Below are 21,450 nucleotides of genomic sequence, written 5' to 3'. Positions count from 1 at the left end.
CTTTCCCTGCGGCCCGGTGATGAAGGCACCGAGCTCGCACCGCCGAATCCCCCCGGCAGGGAATCTCCCCAAGGAGAGCTGTACATGGCTGAGGTCCCCCCTCGCATCCTCGTCGTCGACGACGACCACGACGTCGCCCTGCTCGTCAAGACCGTCCTGGAACGGCGTGCAGGCTGCGTCGTCGATCTCGCGGACGACGGCCGGTCGGCGCTCGAGAAGGCCGCGGCGGTGAAACCCGACGTCGTCGTGACCGACATCGAGATGCCGGGGCTCAGCGGCCTGGAGCTGCTCGCGGAACTGCGGCGCCTCATGCCGACCGTGCCGGTCGTCGTGATGACCGCGCACGTCTCGGTCGAGTACGCCGTGTCGGCGCTCCGGGCGCAGGCCGACGAGTTCCTCACCAAGCCGCTCGACAACGCCCGACTCGTGGAGTCGGTCACCCGGCTCGTCGAGGAGTCCCGGCGCCGGAAGGCGGAGGCGAAGACCGGCGAGGTCGTCCTCGCGATCGGGGCGCACCCGGACGACGTCGAGATCGGCGTCGGCGGCATCCTCGCGGCGCACGCGGCCGCCGGCGATCAGATCACGATCCTCACGCTCTCCCGCGGAGCGCGCGGCGGTGACGCGGACAGTCGCCAGCATGAGTCGCTCGCCGCGGCCGAGCAGGTGGGGGCGCGCCTGTTCGTCAAAGACCTCATCGACACCGAGATCTCGGGCGGAGGATCGACCGTCCGCCTCATCGAGGAGGTCGTGCAGGAGATCCAGCCGACCATCGTCTACACGCACTCGCACCACGACCGCCACCAGGATCACCGCGCGGTGAACGAGGCGACGATCGTCGCGACCCGCCGCGTCGGCACGGTCGCCTGCTACCAGAGCCCTTCCGCGACCATCGACTACCGGCCCACGCGCTTCGTCCGCATCGACCGCTTCCTGGATGACAAGCTGCGGCTGCTGGAGTGCTTCCAGTCCCAGACCGCGGCGAACCGGGAGTATCTCGCGCCGGAGTTCGTCACCGCCACCGCACGCTACTGGTCGCGGTTCGGCGGCGGCGAGGCGGTCGAGCCGCTGGAGGTCGTGCGCGAGACCGCCGAGTTCATCGGCGCCCATGAACTGAGTCGACGGGAGAGCTGATGACGAAGCGCGTACTGGTCACCGGAGCCGGAGGCCCCGCCGGCGTCGCCGTGATCCGCTCCCTGCTGCGACGGCCCGATCTGACGGTCTTCGCGGCCGACATGGACGGATGGGCGAGCGGCATCTACCTCGTGCCACCGGCGCAACGCCGTCTGGTTCCCCCGGGGCGTGACGAGGACTTCGTGCCGGCGATCGCGCGGATGGTCGCGGAGGACGGTCTCGACCTCGTGATCTCGACCGTCGACGTGGAGCTGATCGCCCTCGCGGACCGCCGCGACGAGCTGGCCCCCGCGGTCCTCGCCGCGCCGCCCGCCGACACGCTGCACACGGCCCTCGACAAGCTCGCTCTCGCGGAGCGCTGCGCGCCGACCGGTCGTGTGCCGCGCACCGTGCTCGCCGGGCCGGATGCCGCGGAAGTCGCGTGGGAGTTCCCCGTGTTCGCCAAGCCCCGCCAGGGTGCGGGCAGTCGCGGTGTGCGCCTCGTCCCGGACGCCGAGGCGCTCGCCGCCCTCCCCACCGATGAGGGGCTGATCGTGCAGGACTTCCTCCCGGGCGAGGAGTACTCGGTCGATGTGATCGCCGACGCGTCCGGCGGTGTGGTCGCGGCGGTCCCGCGCACCCGCGCCCGTGTGGACTCGGGGGTCGCCATCGCCGGTCGCACCCTCCGCGATCCCGAGCTCGAGGAGACCGCCGCCGCCATCGCGCGGGCGATCGGCCTCGTCGGCGTCGCCAACGTGCAACTCCGTCGCGATCGGGACGGGCGGGCCGTGCTGCTCGAGGTCAACCCGCGCTTCCCCGGGGCGCTCCCGCTGACGATCGCCGCCGGAGTCGACATCCCGTCGCTCGTCGCCGACCTCTTCCTCGGCCGGGAGATCCCGGTGCAGGTGCCCTTCCGCGAGGTCGCATCGGTGCGCTTCCTGGAGGACGTGATCGTCGAGGTCGACGACGTGCTCGTGTCGGCGCACGCCGGTCACCAGGAGGAACTGTGAGCCATCCCGCCCTGCGCGGAGACCACCACGTCCACTCCACGTTCTCCGATGACGCGGTCTCCACGCTGGAGGAGAACGTCGCCGCCGCTGCGGCCGTCGGTCTCGAGACGGTCCGCCTCGTCGACCACGTACGGCAGAGCACGACCTGGGTGCCGGAGTACCTCGCCGCGGTCCGTCGGCTGCGCGTTCCGGACGGACTCACGGTGCTCACGGGCGTCGAGGCGAAGATCCTCGACGCCTCGGGGGAACTCGACATCCCGGTGCTGCCTGAGGGCATCGACCGGATCCTCATCGCCGACCATCAGTTCCCCGGCGTGGACGGGCCGCTCGGTCCCACCGCCGTCCGCGAGCGCATCGCCGCGGGGTGGGCGCCGGTCGACGTCCTCGACCAGTTCACGGACGCGGTCATCGCGACCATGCGACGCCATCCGGGCAACCAGCTCGCGCACTGCTTCTCGATCCTGCCGAAGATCGGTCTCGCGGAGGAGGAGCTCGGAGCCGAGCGTCTCGAGGCCTGGGCTCGCGCCGCCGCGGAGACGGACACCCTCGTCGAGGTCAACGAGAAGTGGGTGTGCCCCGGCGCGGAGGCGCTGACCGCGCTGGAGCGCGCGGGTGCCGGGATCGTCGCGTCCACCGACAGCCACGTGGCCGCAGACGTCGGCCGGTACTCCCGCATCCTCCCGCTGCTCGACGGGACGGAAGGACGCTGATGCCCGAGCTGACCTGGATCGAGACGGTCGTCGTCGTCATCCTCCTCCTCTGCGTGCTGATCGGCACGCTCCCGGTCGTCAACACCGGGCTGCAGTTCCTCATGCTGCCGCTGCACGCCTTCCGCAATCACTACGGCAAGGCCGCGCCGTACCACCCGAACGTGGCCGTGGTCATCCCGGCGTGGAACGAGAGCCTGGTCATCGGCCCCGCGATCGAGCGGCTGCTCCAGCTCGAGTACCCCGCCGAGCGCCTCCGCGTCTTCGTCGTCGACGACGCATCCACGGACGACACCCCGGCGATCGTGCAGCAGAAGGCGGCGACCTACCCGGGGCGCGTGGTCCACCTGCGGCGCGAGAAGGGTGGCGAGGGCAAGGCGCACACGCTGAACCACGGCCTCGACGTCGTGCTCGCCGACCCGTGGACCGAAGCGGTGCTCATCATGGACGCCGACGTGATCTTCGCGCGGGACTCCCTGCGCAAGCTCACCCGGCACCTCGCGGACGAGGAGGTCGGGGCCGTCACGGCCTACATCGCGGAGGGCAGCAGGGACCGCAACTACCTCACCCGGTTCATCGCGATCGAGTACGTCATCGGCCAGCTCTCGGCACGGCGCACGCAGAACGTCGGGGGAGCGATCGCCTGCCTCGCCGGGGGCGCCCAGCTGCATTCCCGCGCGAACCTCGAGGCGATCGGCGGTCGCATCCCGACGGGCACGCTCGCCGAGGACACCATGACGACCTTCGAGAGTCAGCTCCACGGCCGCCGGATGGTGTTCGAGCCGCACGCCGTGGTGCTCGCCGAGGAGCCGCGGACGATCGAGAGTCTCTGGAAGCAGCGGCTGCGCTGGGCGCGCGGCAACGTGCAGCTCACCTCGATCTACAAGAAGCTCTGGTTCCGTCCGAGTCGCGACCACAACCTGGGCAGCATCCCCTTCGGGCTGGCCTGGTTCACGATCCTGCTGATGCCGGCGCTCCTGCTCCTCGCCGCCACCGCGATGATCGTCCTCCTGCTCCTGCACAGCGACGTCGCGGAGTTCGTGTTCCGGTTCATGTGGATCGCCGCGGCGGCCATCTACATCTTCTCGATGCTCTACTCCGTCCAGCTCGATCCGCGCATCGGGCGGCAGTCCTGGCGCGAGGCGATCATGTTCCCGGGGCTCGGGGCGCTGATCCTCATGGCCCTGGCGCTGTTCCCCTGGGCCCTGGACGGCCTGATCGGCGCGGCCGGGCAGGAGTCGACGGAGCAGACGCGTGTGCTGTGGCTGCTGGCGTTCGCCCTCTGGGGGCCGGTGTCGATGCTCGGCATCTGGCTCGCGCGGGCGGTCGAGCCGCTTCCGGCCGGACGCTTCTTCGCGGGCCTGCTGCTCTACGTCTGCGGCTACGGATCACTGCTGTGCGCGATCACCGCCGACTCGTACCTCAAGGAGTGGCGTCGCGCGGATGCCTCCTGGATCAAGACCGAGAAGATCGGACGGGTCGACTCATGACCGACGCACCATCGCACGACGCCGAGGTGGAGGAGATCACGGCCGACGCCCGGAAGGAGCGCCGCCTCATCCCGCAGGCGCTCATCTCCCTCGCCGTCGTGGTCGTGATCGTCGTAGTCCGAGAGCTGCTCCTGCGATGACCGGACGGCCGCTCGCCCTGGTCGTCGAGGACGCTCCGGATCAGGCGACCCTCCTGGGGCGGTACCTCGATCGGGAGGGCTTCGACGTGTTCGTCGCGCCCGATGCGGAGTCTGCCATCGCCGCCTTCCCGGACATCGACCCCCAGGTCGCCGTCCTGGACCTGCTGCTCCCCGGCATCTCCGGTCAGGCGTGCTGCCGGCTGATCCACGAACGCTACCCGGAGTGCTTCCTCATCGTCAGCTCGGTGCTGGACGTCGCGGAGTATCCACCGGCTGACGCCGCGCTGCCGAAGCCCATCACGGGGGCGGACCTGCATCGGGCCGTGGAGCGGGTGCCGCGATGAGGGCCACGCCGCTGGAGCGTGCCGAGAACCGCTGGTACCGGGTCGTCGACAACCCGAGCCCGATCGTCAAGCAGGTCCCGACTCTCGTCGCCGCCGCGATCGCGGGCGTGATGACCTGGGCCATCCCCAGCCTGCCGTTCACCGATGTGGCCCTCGCGCTGACCGGCCTCGCGGTCGTGCTCGTCGCGACGCTCCACGCCGGGGTGCTCAGCGCGCTGCACATCCGCGAGGGCTGGATCGTGCTGCTGGTGCCGATGGTCGACATCCTGGGACTGGGCCTCTTCCGTGCAGGGACGGGAGGCGCGGCCTCGCTCTTCGGATCGCTCGTGCTGCTCCCGGTGATCTGGATCGCGGCGGCGCCGGGGATCCGCTGGGTCTTCGTCGTCGGCGCGTTCACGTCGTTCGCGCTGCTGATCCCCTACGTCGTCGAACCGCCGACGAACGCGGTGGTGTGGCTCCGCGGCGTCGTCGGTCCGCTCGTCTTCGCGGCCGTCGCGGCCGTGGTGAACGAGCTCTCCCGGCAGCAGCGGCTGCGGGTGCAGCAGGCGGAGGAACTGGTCACGGAGCGGACCAAGGCGCTGTCCGAGAACGTCTCGATGATCGTGCAGCTTCGTCAGAAGGAGCACGAGTACCGCGTGCTGCTCGACTCGTTCGAGGGCCTGTGGGCGTCGATCACCGCGCAGGCCGTGATCGGCACCGATCGCGAGGGGCGCGTCACGGCGTGGAACCCCGGGGCCGTCCGCCTGCTCGGGCTCTCCCACGATGAGGCTCTCGACGACGTGCGCGTCGACCGCTTCTTCTCGCCGTCGGCGCTGAAGATGCTCGCCGAGGACACCGCGTCGCGCGAAGACGTCTCGGGGGTGCCGGCGGGGCAGGGCGGGGCGCCCGACCGCGCAGGAGTGCCGGACGGGCTCCGCGAGCTCTTCGCCCACGCGGACGCCGGCCATACCGTCGACGGCGACATCGAGGTGAGGACCGCGGGTGGCACGACGGTGCCGGCGCGGGTGACCGTCACCCCGCACAAGGATCCGTCCGGCGCGCAGCAGGGCTACCTGTTCGTGCTCACGGACGAGACCAGAGCCGTCGAGGTCGCGCGCATGAAGGACGAGTTCGTGGGGATGATCTCCCATGAGCTCCGGACGCCGCTGAGTGCGATCATCGGCTTCCTCGACCTGTTGCAGAACGACCCCGGTCAGCCCCTGACCGAGGACCAGCAGGAGTTCGTCGGCATCATCGAGCGCAACGCGAAGCGCCTGCTGAACCTCGTCGGCGATCTGCTCTTCACGGCGCAGGTGGAATCGGGGCGCTTTCCCCTGGAGCGGGACGAGGCCGACATCGCGGACCTCGTGCGCTCGGCGGTCGCCTCGGCGGGGCCGCATGCGCAGCGCGAGGGGATCGAACTGGAGCTGCAGGTCGGTGACGAGCCGATCCCGCTGCTGGTCGATCCCGGACGCCTCGGGCAGGCGGTGGACAACCTCCTCTCGAACGCCATCAAGTTCACCCCGCGCGGGGGGCGAGTGACGGCCGCCGTGCGTCGCCTCGACGGCGGGGTGCAGGTCGCCATCGCCGACACCGGGGTCGGGATCCCGCAGGACGAGCAGCGCATGCTCTTCACCCGGTTCTTCCGCGCCTCGACGGCCACGCGCAACGCCGTCCCGGGGGTGGGGCTGGGTCTCACGATCACGCGCGCGATCGTGCTGGCCCACGGCGGATCGATGGACGTGACCAGCGAGGAGGGCGTGGGCACCGAGTTCCGGTTCGTGCTCCCGGCGGCTCCCAAGACCGAGGTGCTGCAGACCCTCAGTCGCGCGGACTGACACATCGGTGGGGGAGCGGTACGGTGGGCGTCATGACCGCCACCTTCACTGCTTCGCTGGATGACCACGGGCACCTGGTCATTCCCGGCGAGTTGCGCGCGCGGCAGCGTTGGAACGAGGGCGTCACTCTGCTGATGATCGAGGAGGACCGCGGCGGCGTCGTCCTCCTCGCACGGGAGCAGGCGCGGACACTTGTCCGTGCGCAGCTCACCGGTGCCAGTCTGGCGAACGCGCTCCACGATGAGCGTCGAGCGGCCGCAGCGCAGGAAGACGCGGCTTGACGGGCCCGGAAGGCTCGTCCCGGTGGTCGCGAAGCCGCGCGGACTGATAGCCTGGTCGGCTCGCTGTCCGCGGGCGGAAGGACGGCCACGCCCGTGGGGTATATCGACGCATCCGGGATCTCACTGACGCTTCCCGACGGCAGACCGCTTCTCGACGAGGTGTCGTTCCGGGTCGGGGCGGGCTCGACCAGCGCTCTGATCGGGCCGAACGGGGCGGGGAAGACGACGCTGCTGCGGATCATCCGCGGCGAGCAGCCGGCCGACGACGGGGTGGTGACCATCGACGGCGGACTCGGCGTCATGGACCAGTTCGTCGGGCACGGCGAGCCGGGCCAGACCGTGCACGAGCTGCTCGTGCGGGTGGCCCCCACGCGTCTCCGTGCGGCGGCGGAGGCGCTGGAGGCCGCGGAGAACGCGCTCATCGACCGCGACGAGCACGACACCCAGATGGCCTACGCCTCCGCCATCGCCGAGTACGCGGACGCCGGCGGATACGAGCACGAGACCGTGTGGGATCAGTGCACCGTGGCAGCGCTCGGCGTGCCGTTCGAGCGGGCACGGTACCGCGAGCTCACCTCCCTCTCCGGCGGAGAGCAGAAACGGCTCGCCCTGGAGGCGCTGCTCCGTGGCCCCGATGAGGTGCTCCTGCTCGACGAGCCGGACAACTACCTCGACGTGCCGACCAAGCGGTGGCTCGAGGAGCGGCTGCGCGCCACGGACAAGACCGTGCTGCTGGTGTCGCACGACCGCGAGCTCCTCGCCAGAGCCGCCGATCGGCTGATCACGCTGGAACCCGGTGCGGCGGGGTCGACCGCCTGGGTGCACGGCGGGAGCTTCGCGACCTACCATCAGGCGCGCGCCGATCGGATGGACCGGCTCGACGAGCTGCGCCGGCGGTGGGACGAGCAGCATGAGAAGCTCCGCATCCTGGTGGCGAACCTCAAGGTCAAGGCGTCCGCGAACGACGGCTTCGCGTCCCGGTATCAGGCGGCGCAGACGCGACTGCGGAAGTTCGAGGAGGCGGGCCCGCCCGAGGAGCGGCCCCCGGCGCAGGAGTTCGACATGCGCCTCCGCGGGGCCAGGACCGGGAAGCGGGCGGTCGTGGCTGACCGACTCGAGCTGACCGGTCTCATGCGGCCCTTCGACACCGAGATCTGGTACGGCGACCGGGTGGGCGTGCTCGGGTCGAACGGCTCAGGCAAATCGCACTTCCTGCGACTGCTGGCCCGCGGTGGCACCGACCCGGATCCGTCCCTGGGACATGTGACCGCGGTCGCGGAGGACCTCCGCCCCGTCGAGCACTCCGGACGCGCGGTGCTGGGCGCCCGCGTGGTGCCGGGGCTCTTCGCGCAGACCCACGCGCACCCGGAGTTCGTCGGCCGCACGCTGCTGGAGATCCTGCATCGGGGGGACGACCTCCGCGACGGCATGCCCCGGGACGCGGCGAGCTCGGCCCTGGACAGGTACGGCCTCGTCCGCCAGGCCCAGCAGGCGTTCGAGTCGCTCTCCGGCGGACAGCAGGCGCGGTTCCAGGTGCTCCTGCTCGAGTTGTCCGGCGCGACCCTCCTCCTCCTCGACGAGCCCACCGACAACCTCGACCTGGAGTCGGCCGAGGCGCTGGAGGAGGCGCTCGGACGCTTCGAGGGCACCGTGGTCGCGGTCACCCACGACCGATGGTTCGCTCGCTCCTTCGACCGGTTCCTCGTGTTCGGCACGGACGGCGAGGTCTACGAATCCGACGAGCCGGTCTGGGACGAGCGGCGGGTGGCGCGTGCACGCTGACCGCCGCGGAGGCCGCCGGGCGCCGGGTAGGCTGGACGGGTGACCATGGAGATCGAGCTCGGCCGAGGAAAGCGCGCGCGTCGCGCGTACACGTTCGACGACATCGCGGTGGTGCCCTCGCGGCGCACGCGGAACCCCGAGGACGTGTCCACCGCATGGACGATCGACGCCTTCGGCTTCGAGATCCCGGTGCTCGGGGCGCCGATGGACTCGGTCGTCAGCCCGCGCACCGCGATCATGCTCGGGCAGCTCGGCGGCCTGGGGGTGCTCGACCTCGAGGGGCTCTGGACCCGGTACGAGGACCCGGAGCCGCTTCTCGCCGAGATCGCCGGCCTCGCGGAGGACCGCTCGACCGTGCGCATGCAGGAGCTCTACTCGGAGCCCATCAAGCCCGAGCTCATCACCCGCCGACTCGCCGAGATCCGCGAAGCCGCCGTCACCGTCGCCGGCTCCCTCACCCCGCAGCGCACGCAGGAGTTCTACGACACCGTCGCCGCGGCCGGCGTCGACCTGTTCGTCATCCGGGGCACGACCGTCTCCGCCGAGCACGTGTCGAGCGTGGCGGAGCCGCTGAACCTCAAGAAGTTCATCTACGACCTCGACGTGCCGGTGATCGTGGGCGGAGCCGCGACCTACACGGCGGCCCTGCACCTCATGCGCACCGGTGCCGCCGGCGTGCTCGTGGGCTTCGGCGGCGGCGCGGCGTCCACCACCCGGGCCACCCTCGGCATCCACGCGCCCATGGCCACCGCGGTGTCCGATGTGGCCGCGGCTCGCCGTGACTACCTCGACGAGTCCGGCGGGCGCTATGTCCACGTGATCGCCGACGGCGGCGTCGGCACCTCCGGCGACATCGTGAAGGCGCTCGCCATGGGCGCAGACGCCGTCATGCTCGGGGTCGCCCTGGCTCGCGCGACGGACGCTCCCGGCCAGGGATTCCACTGGGGCCCCGAGGCGCACCACCCGAAGCTGCCCCGCGGACGACGCGTCGAGGTCGGCGGGATCGGCACGCTGGAGGAGATCCTCTACGGTCCGGCGCCGGTCGCCGACGGCACCGCGAACCTCATCGGCGCGCTGCGCAAGTCGATGGCCACCACCGGGTACTCCGATCTCAAGGAGTTCCAGCGGGTGGAGGTCGTGCTGGCCCCGTACGAGGCCTGAGGTCTCCGCATCACCGTGACCGCACCTGCTCCCTTCCCGCCGACCCTTCGTGAGGTCATGCTGCGGGGACGCTGGATCGCGATGCTGCTGCTGTGCCTCGTCGTCGCCGGGGTGTTCGCCTGGCTCGGCCAATGGCAGCTGGAGCGGGCGATCGAGACAGATCCACCGGCGCCGGGGGCGACCGAGCAGGTCCGGCCGCTGGACGAGGTCGTGCAGCCGGGGGAGTACCTCCCCGAGCCCCTCGTCGGGCAGCGCGTGGAGACGGAGGGCGTCTGGGTCCCCGGGGACTTCCTCGTCGTGGGCAGCCGCTTCAACGACGGCGCCGAGGGGTACTGGGTCACCGGACAGCTCCGGGTCGACGAGCGCGTCTCGCTGGCGGTCGCCATCGGCTGGGCGCCGGATCGCGAGGCCGCCGACGCCGCCGTGGAGCGTCTGGAAGCCGAGGCGGACGGCGGCGTGGTCGAGGTCGCCGGTCGCGTCATCTCGGATGAGGGTCCGTCGGTGCCTCCGCGCTCCGATCCGGAGCAGATGGACCGGATGTCCCCGGCCGCTCTGTTGAGCCGCTGGCACGACATCGAGCAGCTCGACGTCTACCGTCCGTATCTCGCCTCCACGACCGCCACGGCAGGGCTCGACGACATCGCCTCGCCCGCGCCGGAGGAGCAGTCCCCGGTCAACTGGCTCAACGTCTTCTATGCCGCCGAGTGGGTCATCTTCGCGGGCTTCGCGTTCTACCTCTGGTACCGCCTGGCGAAGGACGCCTGGGAGCGCGAGGTGGAGGAGTTCGAGGACGCCGAGGGGTCAGCGGTCGTCTGACGACCACTGCGCATCCGCGCGACGGGCGCTGCGCTTCTGCGCGCCGCGGGGCCGGCGTGTGAACCTTCGTCAGGGGGCGTCGCGGCCATTCGGTGAGCGCTGGATGACCAATGGGAAAACTCCGTTGAGGATGTCCGAACCGCTCCGTATGCTCGCTCCATGTGCGCACGCTGGGAGTTCCCGATGTGTGCGATGACAGCGTCCTGAGCAGCGCCGGAACACGATCGAGGAGACAGCACCGATGATGTCCGCTCCTGAGCACGGGGAGACCCTGACCCCCGTCTCGCACCGCAGAATCCGAGGGCGCGTGGGCGCTCTCGCCGCGACGTGCGTCGCCGCCCTGAGCCTCGGCTCGCTGGTGGCCGCGCCCGCATCGGCGAACACCGAGGGCACCGGGGTGGTGATCAACGAGGCCTATCTGTCCGGCGGCAGCGCCGGGGCGGCGTTCACGAACAAGTTCGTGGAGCTCTACAACCCGACGGCGGCGCCCGTCACGCTCGACGGCATGTCCCTGCAGTACCGCTCCGCGGCCGGGACCGGCGCCTTCAACGGCGTCGCACCGCTGAAGGGGACGATCCCGGCGGGCGGCTACTTCCTCGTGCAGGCGAACAGCAACGGCACCAACGGCGCCGCGCTGCCCACTCCCGACGCCACCACGACGCTGAGCCCGAGCGGCACCAACGGCACCCTGGCGCTCGTCGAGGGCACCGCGGCCGTGACCCTCACCCCCGGCTCGACCGTCGGCGTGGACGGGGTGATCGACCTCCTCGGCTACGGCACCTCGAACACCTTCGAGACGGCGGCGGCCACCGCCCCCACCAGCAACACCGACGTCCGGTCGCTGAATCGCACGGACGGTGCGGACGCGGACGACAACAAGGCCGACTTCGCGCTGTCGGCGACCATCACCCCGCAGAACTCCGGCGGCACGGATCCCGGCACCGACCCGGGCGAGGAGCCGGGGACGGAGCCGAAGGCCGCCACCATCGCGGAGGTCCAGGGCACCGGCGACGTCTCGCCGCTCGCCGGACAGCGCGTCCGCGTCGAGGGCGTCGTCACGGCGGACCACCGGACCGGCGGCTACAAGGGCATCGTGATCCAGACGCAGGGCTCGGGCGGCGAGACCGACGCGACCCCGGGCGCCTCGGACGGCGTGTTCGTGTTCCTGAACGCGCTCGCGCCCACGCTCGAGATCGGCGACCTCGTCTCGGTGACCGGCACGGTGAGCGAGTACTACGGTCAGACCCAGATCGCCCCTGCCGCGGTCGCGGACGTCTCGGTGGTCACGGCCGGCGTGGGCGTGCCCGCGCTCACGCCGCTGCCCGACACCGTCCGCGGTGCCGACCGCGAGCAGTACGAGAACATGTACGTCGCCCCGACCGGCACGTACCGGCTCGCGTCGAGCCACCAGCTCTACAACTACGGGGCGCTGTGGCTGAACGCCGGCGACGACCTCAACGTCAAGAGCACCGAGACCACGCGTCCCGGGGCCGACGCGGCCGCCATCGCGGCCGAGAACCGCGCCAACCGCATCCTGCTCGACGACGCCTGGTCCATCCAGGTGACCAACAACGGCCACCCGGGCCAGCAGCCGTACTTCACGGAGGACACGGTGGTCCGCAACGGCGACACCGTCGACTTCGGGTCCAACGGCTACGTGCTCCAGTGGGGCTTCGACGACTGGCGTCTGCAGCCGGTGGTCCCGATCGACGACGCCTCCCCCGCGGAGCGCAAGGTCACCTTCGAGGCGACGAACCCGCGCCCCGCGGAGGTCCCGGAGGTGGGCGGTGATGCGCAGGTGGCGTCGTTCAACGTCTACAACTACTTCACGACGCTGAAGAGCGAGAACGCCGACGCCCGCGGCGCGGCGAACGCGGCCCAGTTCGCGATCCAGAAGTCCAAGATCGTCTCGGCCATCAACGGCCTCGACGCGGAGATCGTGGCGCTGATGGAGATCGAGAACTCGGTCAAGCTGGGCAAGCCCGTCGACACCGCCCTCAAGGACCTCGTCGCCGGCCTCAACGCCGACGCGGGCTCCGACGTGTGGGACTACGTGCGGACGCCCGAGGCTCTGCAGGACCCGGCGACCACGGACTACATCACCAACGCGATCATCTTCAAGAAGGACGCCGTGAGCACGGTGGGCGACAGCGCCACCGTCACCGACGAGTCCGTGTGGGGCAACGCCCGCGAGCCGATCGCCCAGGCGTTCGACATCGACGGCCGGGTCGTCACCGTCGTCGCCAACCACCTGAAGTCGAAGTCCCCGCCGCAGGGCGCCGGGGCCGAGCCCGCCGACGGTCAGGGCTTCTTCAACGCCGACCGGGTGAAGCAGGCGCAGGCCGTCCTCGACTTCACCGACGAGCTGGCCGAGAGCAGCGGCAGCAGCGACATGCTGCTGATCGGCGACTTCAACGCCTACGGGCAGGAAGACCCGATCGACGTCTTCATCTCGCAGGGGTGGAGCGACGTCGCCGCCGACAAGGCCGCAGGTCAGTACACCTACACGTTCGACGGCGAGCTCGGCTCGCTCGACCACGTGATCGCCTCGCCCTCGCTCGTCCCGTCGATCACGGGCGCCGGTGTGTGGGGAATCAACTCCCCCGAGTGGAGCGACCGCGGCTATGCGTTCGGCGCCGCCGAGGAGGGCACCCCCTACCGGTCCAGCGATCACGACCCGATCCTCGTCGGCGTCTCCTCGGAGATCCCGCCGGTGAGCATCGACGTGGTGACGGTGAACGACTTCCACGGCCGTATCGAGGCGGACGGGGCGGCGGCGGGAGCTGCCGTGCTCGCCGGCGCGGTGCAGCAGTTCCGTGCGGCGAACCCGAACACGATCTTCGCCGGAGCCGGCGACCTCATCGGGGCGTCGACGTTCACCTCGTTCATCAACGACGACAACCCCACGATCGACGCGCTCAACGCCGCCGGGCTGGACGTGAGCGCCGCGGGCAATCATGAGTTCGACCAGGGCTGGGAAGACCTGCGCGACCGGGTGCAGGAGCGCGCGGACTGGGAGTACATCTCCTCGAACGTCTTCCTCACCGAGACCGGTGAGCCCGCGTTGGCCCCGGCCTGGGTCAAGGAGCTCGACGGCGTGCGCGTCGGATTCGTGGGCGCCGTCACGGAAGACCTCGACTCGCTCGTCTCGCCCGAGGGCATCGCTGATCTCGAGGTGCGCAGCATCGTCGACTCCGTGAACGCCGTGGCCGACGACCTGCGCGACGGGGACCCCGCCAACGGCGAGGCGGACGTGGTGATCCTGCTCGTGCACGAAGGCGCGGAGAGCACCGCGCTGTCCGCGATCACCGAGGACTCGCCGCTGGGTGAGATCGTCTACGGGGTCGACGACGACGTGGACGCGATCGTCTCGGCGCACACGCACCTCGCCTACAACCACGTCATCGATGGCCGGCCGGTCGTCTCGGCGGGGCAGTACGGCGAGAACCTCGGCCTCATGAACATCCAGGTCGACCCGAAGACGAAGGAGCTGCTCTCGATCATCAACGAGATCAAGCCCCTCACGGCTGCGGGCAAGCCGCTGTACCCGGCGGTGCCGGAGGTGCAGGCGATCGTCGACAAGGCGAAGGCGGAGGCCGACGTGCTGGGCGCCGTGAAGGTCGGCGACATCACCGCCGACTTCAACCGTGCGCGGCAGACCAACGGCTCGGAGAACCGCGGTGGCGAGTCCACCATCGGCAACTTCGTCGCCGACGTGCAGAAGTGGTCCACGGGCGCGGACATCGCTCTCATGAACCCGGGCGGCATCCGTGCCAACCTGACCTACGCGTCGAGCAACGCCGACGATCCGAACGGCAACGTCACCTACCGGGAGGCGGCGACCGTCCAGCCGTTCGCCAACACGCTGGTCACGCTGACCCTCACCGGCACGCAGCTGAAGGGCGTGCTGGAGGAGCAGTGGCAGCCGGCCGGATCGGCGCGACCGTTCCTCAAGCTCGGCGTCTCCGAGGGGCTGGTCTACACCTACGACCCGACGGCGGCCGCGGGTTCGCGGATCACCTCGATCACGCTGAACGGCACTGCGATCGACCCGAACGGGGAGTACGCGGTGGCGGCGAACTCCTTCCTCGCGGCGGGCGGCGACAACTTCGCCACCTTCAAGGAGGGCGCGGGCAAGCGGGACACCGGCAAGATCGACCTGCAGTCCATGGTCGACTGGTTCGACGCGAACAAGACGGCCTCGCCCGACCTCGCCCAGCGTGCGGTCGGCGTGACGGTCAGCCCGGCGGACGCCGACGGCTACCGCGCGGGCGACCAGGTGACCGTCTCCCTCTCCTCGCTGGCCTTCAGCGGGGGCGAGGCGGCTCCGGGAGCGGTCACCCTGTCGCTCGGTGACACGCAGCTCGCGGCCGGCACGGTCGACCCGACCATCGTGGACACCACGGACGAGGGCGGGCGCGCCACCCTCACCTTCACGGTGCCGTCCGGGGTGTTCGGCGAGCAGCAGCTCACGGTCGAGGTCCCGGCGACGGGCACCACGGTGCAGGTGCCGTTCACGATTTCCGGCGAGGAGGAGTTCGCGGGGACCATCGCGCTCGGCTCCTCGAAGGTGGCCGCGGGCAAGAAGCTCGTGATCACCGGCGAGGGCTACCAGCCCGGCGAGACTGTGACCGTGGAGCTCCGCCCGAAGAAGGGCCAGGGCGTCGAGGTCGGCACGGTGCAGGTCCGGCAGGACGGCACGTTCAGCACCTCGGTGACGGTGCCGAAGAACGCCCAGCCCGGGAAGTACACCGTCGCGGTGGCGCAGGCGGACGGGGACGAGGCCACGGCCACCGTGACCGTCAACCGGGCCGGCGGTATCGGCGGGATCATCAAGGACATCGTCGACTGGCTGTGGGACCTCCTGACCGGATGGTTCTGACGCCGATCGGCGGATGACGTGGCGGAGGCCGTCGGGGCGACCCGGCGGCCTCCGTCGTTTCCGCGGGGTCGGGGTGGCGCGCCCCGCCGACTAGACTGGGGGCATGCCCGAACCGAAAGTCGCCAGCTTTCCGGCGATCCGCGGTGCGCTGAAGTTCTACCAGATCGCGTCGATCATCACGGGAGTCATGCTGCTCCTGCTGCTCGCCGAGATGGTGCTGAAGTACACGCCGATCCACCTCGAGCTCTTCGCCGGAGGGTCGGGCGGCCCGCTCTGGTTCGCCGGCGTCATCGCCGGACCGGACTGCCAGTGGTGGTCGCTGTTCGCGCCGTGGACGAACTCCTGCGAGATGACCTCCCTCGGGGACGGCTTCAACATCTCGCTGTTCATCCTCGTCGCCCACGGCTGGTTCTACGTCGTCTACCTCTTCGCGTGCTTCCGCATGTGGAGTCTGATGCGCTGGCGGTTCCCGCGGTTCATCCTGCTCGCGCTCGGCGGCGTCGTGCCGCTGCTGTCGTTCTTCATGGAGGCGGTCGTCGCCCGTGAAGTCAAGACCTATCTCGCCACCAGGGAGGCCGCCGAGGCCTCCGCGATCGCCCCGGAAGGTGTCCGTTGACCGAACAGTCCGAGACCCAGCAGCGCCCCGCGCTCGTCGTCGACTTCGGCGCCCAGTACGCGCAGCTCATCGCCCGCCGCGTGCGCGAGGCCGGGGTCTACAGCGAGATCGTGCCGCACACCGCCACCGCGGAGGAGATCGCCGCGAAGAACCCCGTCGCCATCATCCTCTCCGGTGGTCCGTCGTCAGTGTACGAGGAGGGTGCGCCGAAGCTCGACCCGTCGGTCTTCGACCTCGGCGTCCCCACGCTCGGCATCTGCTACGGCTTCCAGTACATGGCCCAGACCCTCGGCGGCGAGGTCGCGCACACCGGCCTCCGCGAGTACGGCGCGACCGATGCCGTCATCTCCGGTGACGGCGGCACGCTGCTCAGCGGGCAGCCGACCGAGCAGAACGTGTGGATGAGTCACGGCGACCAGGTCGCGAAGGCCCCGGAGGGCTTCGAGGTGCTCGCGACGACGGAGGCCACGAAGGTCGCCGCCTTCGCGAACGAGGAGCGCGGTTTCTACGGCGTGCAGTGGCACCCCGAGGTCAAGCACTCCGACCACGGTCAGCGTGTGCTCGAGAACTTCCTCCACAAGGGTGCCGGTCTGGCATCCGACTGGAACCCCGACAACGTGATCGCCGAGCAGGTCGAGCGCATCCGCGAGCAGGTCGGCGACGCCCGGGTCATCTCGGCGCTGTCCGGCGGCGTGGACTCCGCCGTGTCGACCGCCCTCGTGCACAAGGCGATCGGCGACCAGCTCACCGCGGTCTTCGTCGACCACGGCCTCCTCCGCAAGGGCGAGCGCGAGCAGGTCGAGAAGGACTACGTCGAGTCCACCGGCGTGCGGCTCATCACGGTCGACGCCGCCGAGACCTTCCTCGGTCACCTCCAGGGCGTGACCGATCCGGAGGAGAAGCGCAAGATCATCGGGCGCGAGTTCATCCGGGCGTTCGAGAAGGTGCAGCTCGACCTCGTCGAGGAGGCGAAGGCCGACGGCGGCGCCCCGGTGAAGTTCCTCGTGCAGGGCACGCTCTACCCGGACGTCGTGGAGTCGGGTGGCGGTGCGGGCACCGCCAACATCAAATCGCACCACAACGTGGGCGGGCTGCCGGACGACCTCGACTTCGAGCTCATCGAGCCGCTGCGGGCCCTCTTCAAGGACGAGGTCCGCGCGATCGGTCGCGAGCTCGGCATCCCCGAGGCGATCGTCGGCCGCCAGCCGTTTCCGGGGCCCGGCCTCGGCATCCGGATCATCGGTGAGGTCACCGCTGACCGTCTCGAGATTCTGCGTGAGGCCGACGCCATCGCCCGCGAGGAGCTGACCAAGGCCGGCCTTGATCAGGAGATCTGGCAGTGCCCCGTCGTGCTCCTCGCCGATGTGCGCTCGGTGGGCGTGCAGGGGGACGGCCGCACCTACGGGCACCCGATCGTGCTGCGTCCGGTCTCCAGCGAGGACGCGATGACGGCAGACTGGACGCGCCTGCCGTACGACGTGCTGTCAAAGATCTCGAACCGGATCACGAACGGCGTCCGTGACGTCAACCGCGTCGTGCTCGACGTCACGTCGAAGCCGCCGGGGACGATCGAGTGGGAGTAGGGGGCACGATGCCCCCGGTCTCGGCGCCCGCCCTCCCGGACGCCGAGTACCTGGTGCTGTCCAGCCGCCTGATCCCGGGGCTGGACGGCGGGTACACGATCGCCACGCTCGCGCGCGCCCGGCTGTTGGCCGCCGCAGGGGCGGGGGAGGGCGCGGGTCCGCAGTTGCTGACCTTCGACCCGGGGACGGCGGCCGAGCACGCCGAGCACCGTCGCGTGTTCACCGAGCGCGGCGCGCTCACCGCCCGCGATCGCCTGCGGAACCTCTTCGACGAGGCGGTCGCGCCGGAGGGCGGAGCCGCCTCCTGGCTGCGAGACGCGGCCGACGCTGCGGTGGCGGCCGACCCCGACGTGGAGTACCGGGTGCTCGCGGACCCCGAGGGGCGCCCCTTCGCGGCGCTCCCGGTGATCCCGGGCAACCCCGACTGGCACCTGACGGATGAACCGGTGCTGGTGTACGACGGCGCCGGCGTGGTCGTCGGTGCGCTGCACGGTTTCCGCGGACTCTACGGTGCCTGGCTCGGGCACGTCACCGCGGCGGTGGGGGACCGTCCGATCGTCGTGATCTGCGAGTCCCGCCAGCTCGGTGAGCTGATCGCCGATTGGGTCGACCCGCGCGTCCGCATCCTGCACCCCATCCACACCATGCACGTGGAGGCGCCCTACACGCCCGACGCGACCCTCAACACGCTCTGGACTCGCTGGTTCCGGCTGGCCGACCGCTTCGACGCCGTCATCTGGCCGACGGCCACGCAGCGGGACGACGTCGTGGCGCGGTTCGGTGAGGCCGCCAACCATGTCGTGGTGCCGAACCCCATCGCGCCGGTCGAGCGCCGTGACGACCTGCGCGAGGAGGGCCTCGTGGTCGTGCTGGGGCGGCTCGCGGCCGGCAAGCGCATCGACCATTCCATCCGTGCCTTCATCGAGGCGGACGTGCCGGGCTCCCGGATGGAGATCTGGGGCACGGGAGCAGAGCAGGAGCGGCTGGCGGCACTGATCGCCGAGCTCGACGCCGCGGACCGCGTGCGTCTCTGCGGCTACACCGCGGATCCGGCCACCGTGCTCGATAGGGCATCCGTGCTCGTCACCTCCACGGCGTTCGAAGGGCAGCCGCTGGGCATCGTCGAGGCCCTCCTGCACGGCACGCCCGTGGTGTCCTACGACGTGCGGTACGGCATCCGCGATGTTCTCGGTGCGGGCGGCGGGGTCCTCGTCCCCGCGGGCGACGTGAAGGCGCTGGGGGAGGCGCTCCGGGAGCTGCTGACCGACCAGGACCGTCTGGCGGCGCTGCGTGCCGAGGCGCCGGCCGTCGCGGCGGCGTGGAGTCCCGAGCGCTCGATGGAGGCGCTGGCCACGACCATCGCCGCCGTCGTGCAGGCTCCGTCCCGGCGCCGCTGAACGCGACCGTCGCGACCGCCGGGAGGTCGCGAGCGGCCCCCCGGCGGTCGATGGCGTCATCGCGTGCGGCGCCCGTGTGCGGCCACGACCGTGGTGACGGCGCCGGCGGCCAGTAGCAGGCCGCCCAGGACCAGAGCGACGATGGGGGCGTCGCCACCCGTCGCCGCGAGATCACCGCGCTCGCCACGCGTGGCCCCGCCCCCGGGTGCCGTGACGCCGTCCTCACCCGCAGCGCCCGGGTTCGACGGGCTGCCGGGGTCCGTCGGTCCGGTCGGATCCGTCGGAGTCCCCGGGTCGGTCGGGTCCACCGGCTCGTCCACGGCGACAGCCACCGGCGCACTCTCGACGGCGGCGGCATCCAGCGCGGTCACCACCCAGGTCTCCGTCGCAGCGCGCGCGGCGGTGGGGGCATCGTCGGCGGGGAGGGGGAAGCGGAACGACGCCGCGCCGCCTGCCCAGACCGTGTCCACCAGCGCGCCCGGCGTGGCGACGATCTGCGCTGGATCACCGGTTCCGCGATAGATCGCATACTGGCGGGCCTCCTGCGCGTCCCCGGCTTGCCAGCGGAGCTCGCCGTCGATGACCTCGGGGGCCGCCGGGGTGGCCACCTGTCCGTCCGAGAGCCAGGGCTTGGCCGGAACGAGCGTGGGGTGGGCGAAGGCCTCGCCCTCGAGGAGCTCGATCGCGGTGTTCTTGGCCTGGTGCTTGGGCTGCTGATCAGCGGGGAGAGAGCTCAGATCGCTGGCCTTCATGTCGTTGTAGCTGAACAGGACGCTGCCCTCGATGCCGTCGAGCTTCTGGTTGTACCGGATCTGGTTCGGCACCTCCTCCGGGTTCATCCAGGCCTGCTCCCAGCCGCCGTTGTTCACGTGCTTGTAGAGCGCATGCCCCACGTAGACCTGGGTGCGACTGCCCGCTGCGACGTCGCTCCACCACTGCGCGAGCTCCCCGTAAGGGGCGGCGGCCTGGTCGAAGCTCCAATAGATCTGCGGCACGATGTAGTCGATCAGCTCGTCCTGGACCCATCCGCGGGTGTCCGCGAAGACCGCCTGGCTGTACGTCTGTGACGAGCTGGTCGGCGTGTGGGATCCGGCCGGGTCCAGCGCCTCGTGCTCCCAGATCCCGAACGGGCTGATGCCGAGCTGCACGGCGGTGCCGCGGGCCGCGTTGCCGGCATCGATCGCGTCGCCGACGAGGGTGATGAGACCCGTGATGTTGTCGCGCCGCCACGCCTCGATGCCGTCCACGGTGTCGGGGTAGCCCGCCGTGAGGCCGAACTCCTCGAAGGTCGCGCGGTCCTCGCCCTGCGCGCCGAAGAACACGTTCTGGCCGCCGACGGTGATCCGGTACGGGTAGAAGTAGTCGTCGAAGTGGATGGCGTCGACGTCGTAGTTCTCCGTGATCTCGGCGACGGTGGCCGCGACGTACGCGGGGACCTCGGGCTGGCCCGGGTCCAGGAACAGCTTCTCCTCGAACGACAGCACCCAGTCGGGGTGCTGCACGGCGAAGTTGTCGTCGGCGAGGATGCCGGCGTCGTTGAGCGCCGCGATGTACTGCGGGATCGAGAGCGCCTTCACCTCGTCCGCGGTGAGCCCGAGTGCGGTGAGGATCGCGGGAGACGTCATCTTGGTGTTGGTCACACGGTAGGGGTTCAGCCAGGCGTGGAACTCCATGCCGCGCGCGTGCGTGGCCTCCACCATGCGCTGCAGCGGGTCGTACCCGGGATCGGCGCCCTGGGTGCCGGTGAGGAACTCGGACCACGGGTTGAGCGCCGACGGGTAGTAGGCGTCCAGCAGCGGACGCACCTGGAAGATCACGGCGTTCATGTTCCAGGAGGCGAAGTCGTCGAGCACCGTCGCGTAGCGGGCGTCGAAGTCCGCCGCATCCGTGGGCTTGCCGAAGTTCAGGTTGCCGATCGTGCCGACCCAGGCGCTGGAGAAGCGGCGGTTCTCCGGCGTCAGCGTCGTGGGGATGGCGACCTGCTCTCCGGATCCCGGATAGGTGTACACGGGCTCCGTGCTGTAGCCATAGGCGCCGGAGGTGTCCTTGACGTACCGGGTCAACGGCTCCTCGTCGGGGGCCGCTCCGGCGGTGGTGGGGAGCGCCAGCAGGAGCAGGGCGGCAGCGGCGGTGGCCGCGATGGGTCTCTTCATCGAGTCTCGTCCGATCTGGAAAACAATTTCCATTGAAAGGGTGTGAACTGAAACTCTATGCCTTCAGTGCGTCCTCGAGAAGTCAACGAAAGAAGTCCCACCCCGATGTCGATCTCCGCTGTTCCCGTTCGACGTCTGTGATGAGAGGGTCGAGGAACGGC

At 70.6% G+C, this 21,450-nt stretch carries 16 protein-coding genes; 15 read left to right on the top strand and 1 reads right to left on the bottom strand.

Annotated elements, in window-relative coordinates; all coding sequences use genetic code 11:
* Nucleotides 1-84 precede the first annotated feature (84 nt).
* From AB1285_RS11035 to AB1285_RS10965, 15 genes are all read left to right on the top strand, one after another.
* Nucleotides 85-1,131 (top strand): response regulator, encoded by a 1,047-nt coding sequence (locus tag AB1285_RS11035; protein ID WP_187663430.1) that lies wholly within the window; start codon nucleotides 85-87, stop codon nucleotides 1,129-1,131.
* A complete protein-coding gene (locus AB1285_RS11030; protein WP_187663431.1) occupies nucleotides 1,131-2,120 on the top strand; it encodes an ATP-grasp domain-containing protein in 990 nt (329 codons plus the stop codon). Before AB1285_RS11035 ends, AB1285_RS11030 begins: the two co-directional genes overlap by 1 nt.
* The gene (locus AB1285_RS11025; protein ID WP_268777188.1) at nucleotides 2,117-2,830 is read left to right on the top strand and encodes a PHP domain-containing protein; all 714 of its coding nucleotides are present in this window, start codon (nucleotides 2,117-2,119) and stop codon (nucleotides 2,828-2,830) included. The genes AB1285_RS11030 and AB1285_RS11025 overlap by 4 nt, the downstream gene beginning before the upstream one ends.
* Entirely contained in the window at nucleotides 2,830-4,317 is a 1,488-nt protein-coding gene (locus AB1285_RS11020; RefSeq protein WP_292794443.1) for a glycosyltransferase family 2 protein, read from the top strand. Before AB1285_RS11025 ends, AB1285_RS11020 begins: the two co-directional genes overlap by 1 nt.
* Nucleotides 4,314-4,457 (top strand): hypothetical protein, encoded by a 144-nt coding sequence (locus AB1285_RS11015; protein ID WP_187663434.1) that lies wholly within the window; start codon nucleotides 4,314-4,316, stop codon nucleotides 4,455-4,457. Before AB1285_RS11020 ends, AB1285_RS11015 begins: the two co-directional genes overlap by 4 nt.
* Complete coding sequence (locus AB1285_RS11010; RefSeq protein WP_025103741.1) at nucleotides 4,454-4,801, top strand: response regulator; 348 nt, start codon at nucleotides 4,454-4,456, stop codon at nucleotides 4,799-4,801. The genes AB1285_RS11015 and AB1285_RS11010 overlap by 4 nt, the downstream gene beginning before the upstream one ends.
* On the top strand, nucleotides 4,798-6,618 hold the full coding sequence (locus tag AB1285_RS11005; protein ID WP_187663435.1) for a sensor histidine kinase: 1,821 nt from the start codon (nucleotides 4,798-4,800) through the stop codon (nucleotides 6,616-6,618). The genes AB1285_RS11010 and AB1285_RS11005 overlap by 4 nt, the downstream gene beginning before the upstream one ends.
* A gap of 32 nt (nucleotides 6,619-6,650) precedes the next feature.
* Nucleotides 6,651-6,899, top strand: coding sequence for an AbrB/MazE/SpoVT family DNA-binding domain-containing protein (locus AB1285_RS11000; protein WP_259954249.1), 249 nt, complete (start codon nucleotides 6,651-6,653; stop codon nucleotides 6,897-6,899).
* A gap of 93 nt (nucleotides 6,900-6,992) precedes the next feature.
* Nucleotides 6,993-8,681 carry an ABC-F family ATP-binding cassette domain-containing protein gene (locus tag AB1285_RS10995; RefSeq protein WP_268777185.1) on the top strand — a complete coding sequence of 563 codons (1,689 nt, stop codon included), beginning with the start codon at nucleotides 6,993-6,995 and terminating at the stop codon, nucleotides 8,679-8,681.
* A 45-nt stretch (nucleotides 8,682-8,726) separates the two neighbouring features.
* On the top strand, nucleotides 8,727-9,842 hold the full coding sequence (locus AB1285_RS10990) for a GuaB3 family IMP dehydrogenase-related protein (protein ID WP_370428395.1): 1,116 nt from the start codon (nucleotides 8,727-8,729) through the stop codon (nucleotides 9,840-9,842).
* Nucleotides 9,843-9,899: 57 nt separating this feature from the next.
* Nucleotides 9,900-10,658, top strand: a complete 759-nt coding sequence (locus tag AB1285_RS10985; RefSeq protein WP_292794475.1) for an SURF1 family protein — start codon at nucleotides 9,900-9,902, stop codon at nucleotides 10,656-10,658.
* Nucleotides 10,659-10,899: 241 nt separating this feature from the next.
* Nucleotides 10,900-15,540 (top strand): ExeM/NucH family extracellular endonuclease, encoded by a 4,641-nt coding sequence (locus AB1285_RS10980; RefSeq protein WP_292794454.1) that lies wholly within the window; start codon nucleotides 10,900-10,902, stop codon nucleotides 15,538-15,540.
* A 103-nt stretch (nucleotides 15,541-15,643) separates the two neighbouring features.
* Nucleotides 15,644-16,156 carry a DUF3817 domain-containing protein gene (locus AB1285_RS10975; protein ID WP_060922041.1) on the top strand — a complete coding sequence of 171 codons (513 nt, stop codon included), beginning with the start codon at nucleotides 15,644-15,646 and terminating at the stop codon, nucleotides 16,154-16,156.
* Nucleotides 16,153-17,739, top strand: coding sequence for a glutamine-hydrolyzing GMP synthase (guaA, locus tag AB1285_RS10970; protein ID WP_136052711.1), 1,587 nt, complete (start codon nucleotides 16,153-16,155; stop codon nucleotides 17,737-17,739). Before AB1285_RS10975 ends, guaA begins: the two co-directional genes overlap by 4 nt.
* An 8-nt stretch (nucleotides 17,740-17,747) precedes the next feature.
* Nucleotides 17,748-19,136 (top strand): glycosyltransferase, encoded by a 1,389-nt coding sequence (locus tag AB1285_RS10965; RefSeq protein WP_292794459.1) that lies wholly within the window; start codon nucleotides 17,748-17,750, stop codon nucleotides 19,134-19,136.
* Nucleotides 19,137-19,192: 56 nt separating this feature from the next.
* Here AB1285_RS10965 and AB1285_RS10960 read toward each other — a convergent pair whose 3' ends face one another.
* The gene (locus AB1285_RS10960) at nucleotides 19,193-21,289 is read right to left on the bottom strand and encodes a glycoside hydrolase family 10 protein (protein ID WP_292794462.1); all 2,097 of its coding nucleotides are present in this window, start codon (nucleotides 21,287-21,289) and stop codon (nucleotides 19,193-19,195) included.
* Nucleotides 21,290-21,450 lie beyond the last annotated feature (161 nt).

The sequence above is a fragment of the Microbacterium sp. NRRL B-14842 genome, from assembly GCF_050470785.1.
The sequence above is the reverse complement of the archived record's forward strand: the minus strand, read 5'-3'. Positions and strand labels throughout refer to the sequence as shown.

What these genes read in the sequence shown, in the direction of transcription:
- AB1285_RS11035 (WP_187663430.1), top strand. Translation starts at nt 85, where the DNA reads ATGGCTGAGGTCCCCCCTCGCATCCTCGTCGTCGACGACGACCACGAC.
- AB1285_RS11030 (WP_187663431.1), top strand. Translation starts at nt 1,131, where the DNA reads ATGACGAAGCGCGTACTGGTCACCGGAGCCGGAGGCCCCGCCGGCGTC.
- AB1285_RS11020 (WP_292794443.1), top strand. Translation starts at nt 2,830, where the DNA reads ATGCCCGAGCTGACCTGGATCGAGACGGTCGTCGTCGTCATCCTCCTC.
- AB1285_RS11015 (WP_187663434.1), top strand. Translation starts at nt 4,314, where the DNA reads ATGACCGACGCACCATCGCACGACGCCGAGGTGGAGGAGATCACGGCC.
- AB1285_RS11010 (WP_025103741.1), top strand. Translation starts at nt 4,454, where the DNA reads ATGACCGGACGGCCGCTCGCCCTGGTCGTCGAGGACGCTCCGGATCAG.
- AB1285_RS11005 (WP_187663435.1), top strand. Translation starts at nt 4,798, where the DNA reads ATGAGGGCCACGCCGCTGGAGCGTGCCGAGAACCGCTGGTACCGGGTC.
- AB1285_RS11000 (WP_259954249.1), top strand. Translation starts at nt 6,651, where the DNA reads ATGACCGCCACCTTCACTGCTTCGCTGGATGACCACGGGCACCTGGTC.
- AB1285_RS10990 (WP_370428395.1), top strand. Translation starts at nt 8,727, where the DNA reads ATGGAGATCGAGCTCGGCCGAGGAAAGCGCGCGCGTCGCGCGTACACG.
- AB1285_RS10985 (WP_292794475.1), top strand. Translation starts at nt 9,900, where the DNA reads ATGCTGCGGGGACGCTGGATCGCGATGCTGCTGCTGTGCCTCGTCGTC.
- AB1285_RS10980 (WP_292794454.1), top strand. Translation starts at nt 10,900, where the DNA reads ATGATGTCCGCTCCTGAGCACGGGGAGACCCTGACCCCCGTCTCGCAC.
- AB1285_RS10975 (WP_060922041.1), top strand. Translation starts at nt 15,644, where the DNA reads ATGCCCGAACCGAAAGTCGCCAGCTTTCCGGCGATCCGCGGTGCGCTG.
- AB1285_RS10965 (WP_292794459.1), top strand. Translation starts at nt 17,748, where the DNA reads ATGCCCCCGGTCTCGGCGCCCGCCCTCCCGGACGCCGAGTACCTGGTG.
- AB1285_RS10960 (WP_292794462.1), bottom strand. Translation starts at nt 21,289, where the DNA reads ATGAAGAGACCCATCGCGGCCACCGCCGCTGCCGCCCTGCTCCTGCTG.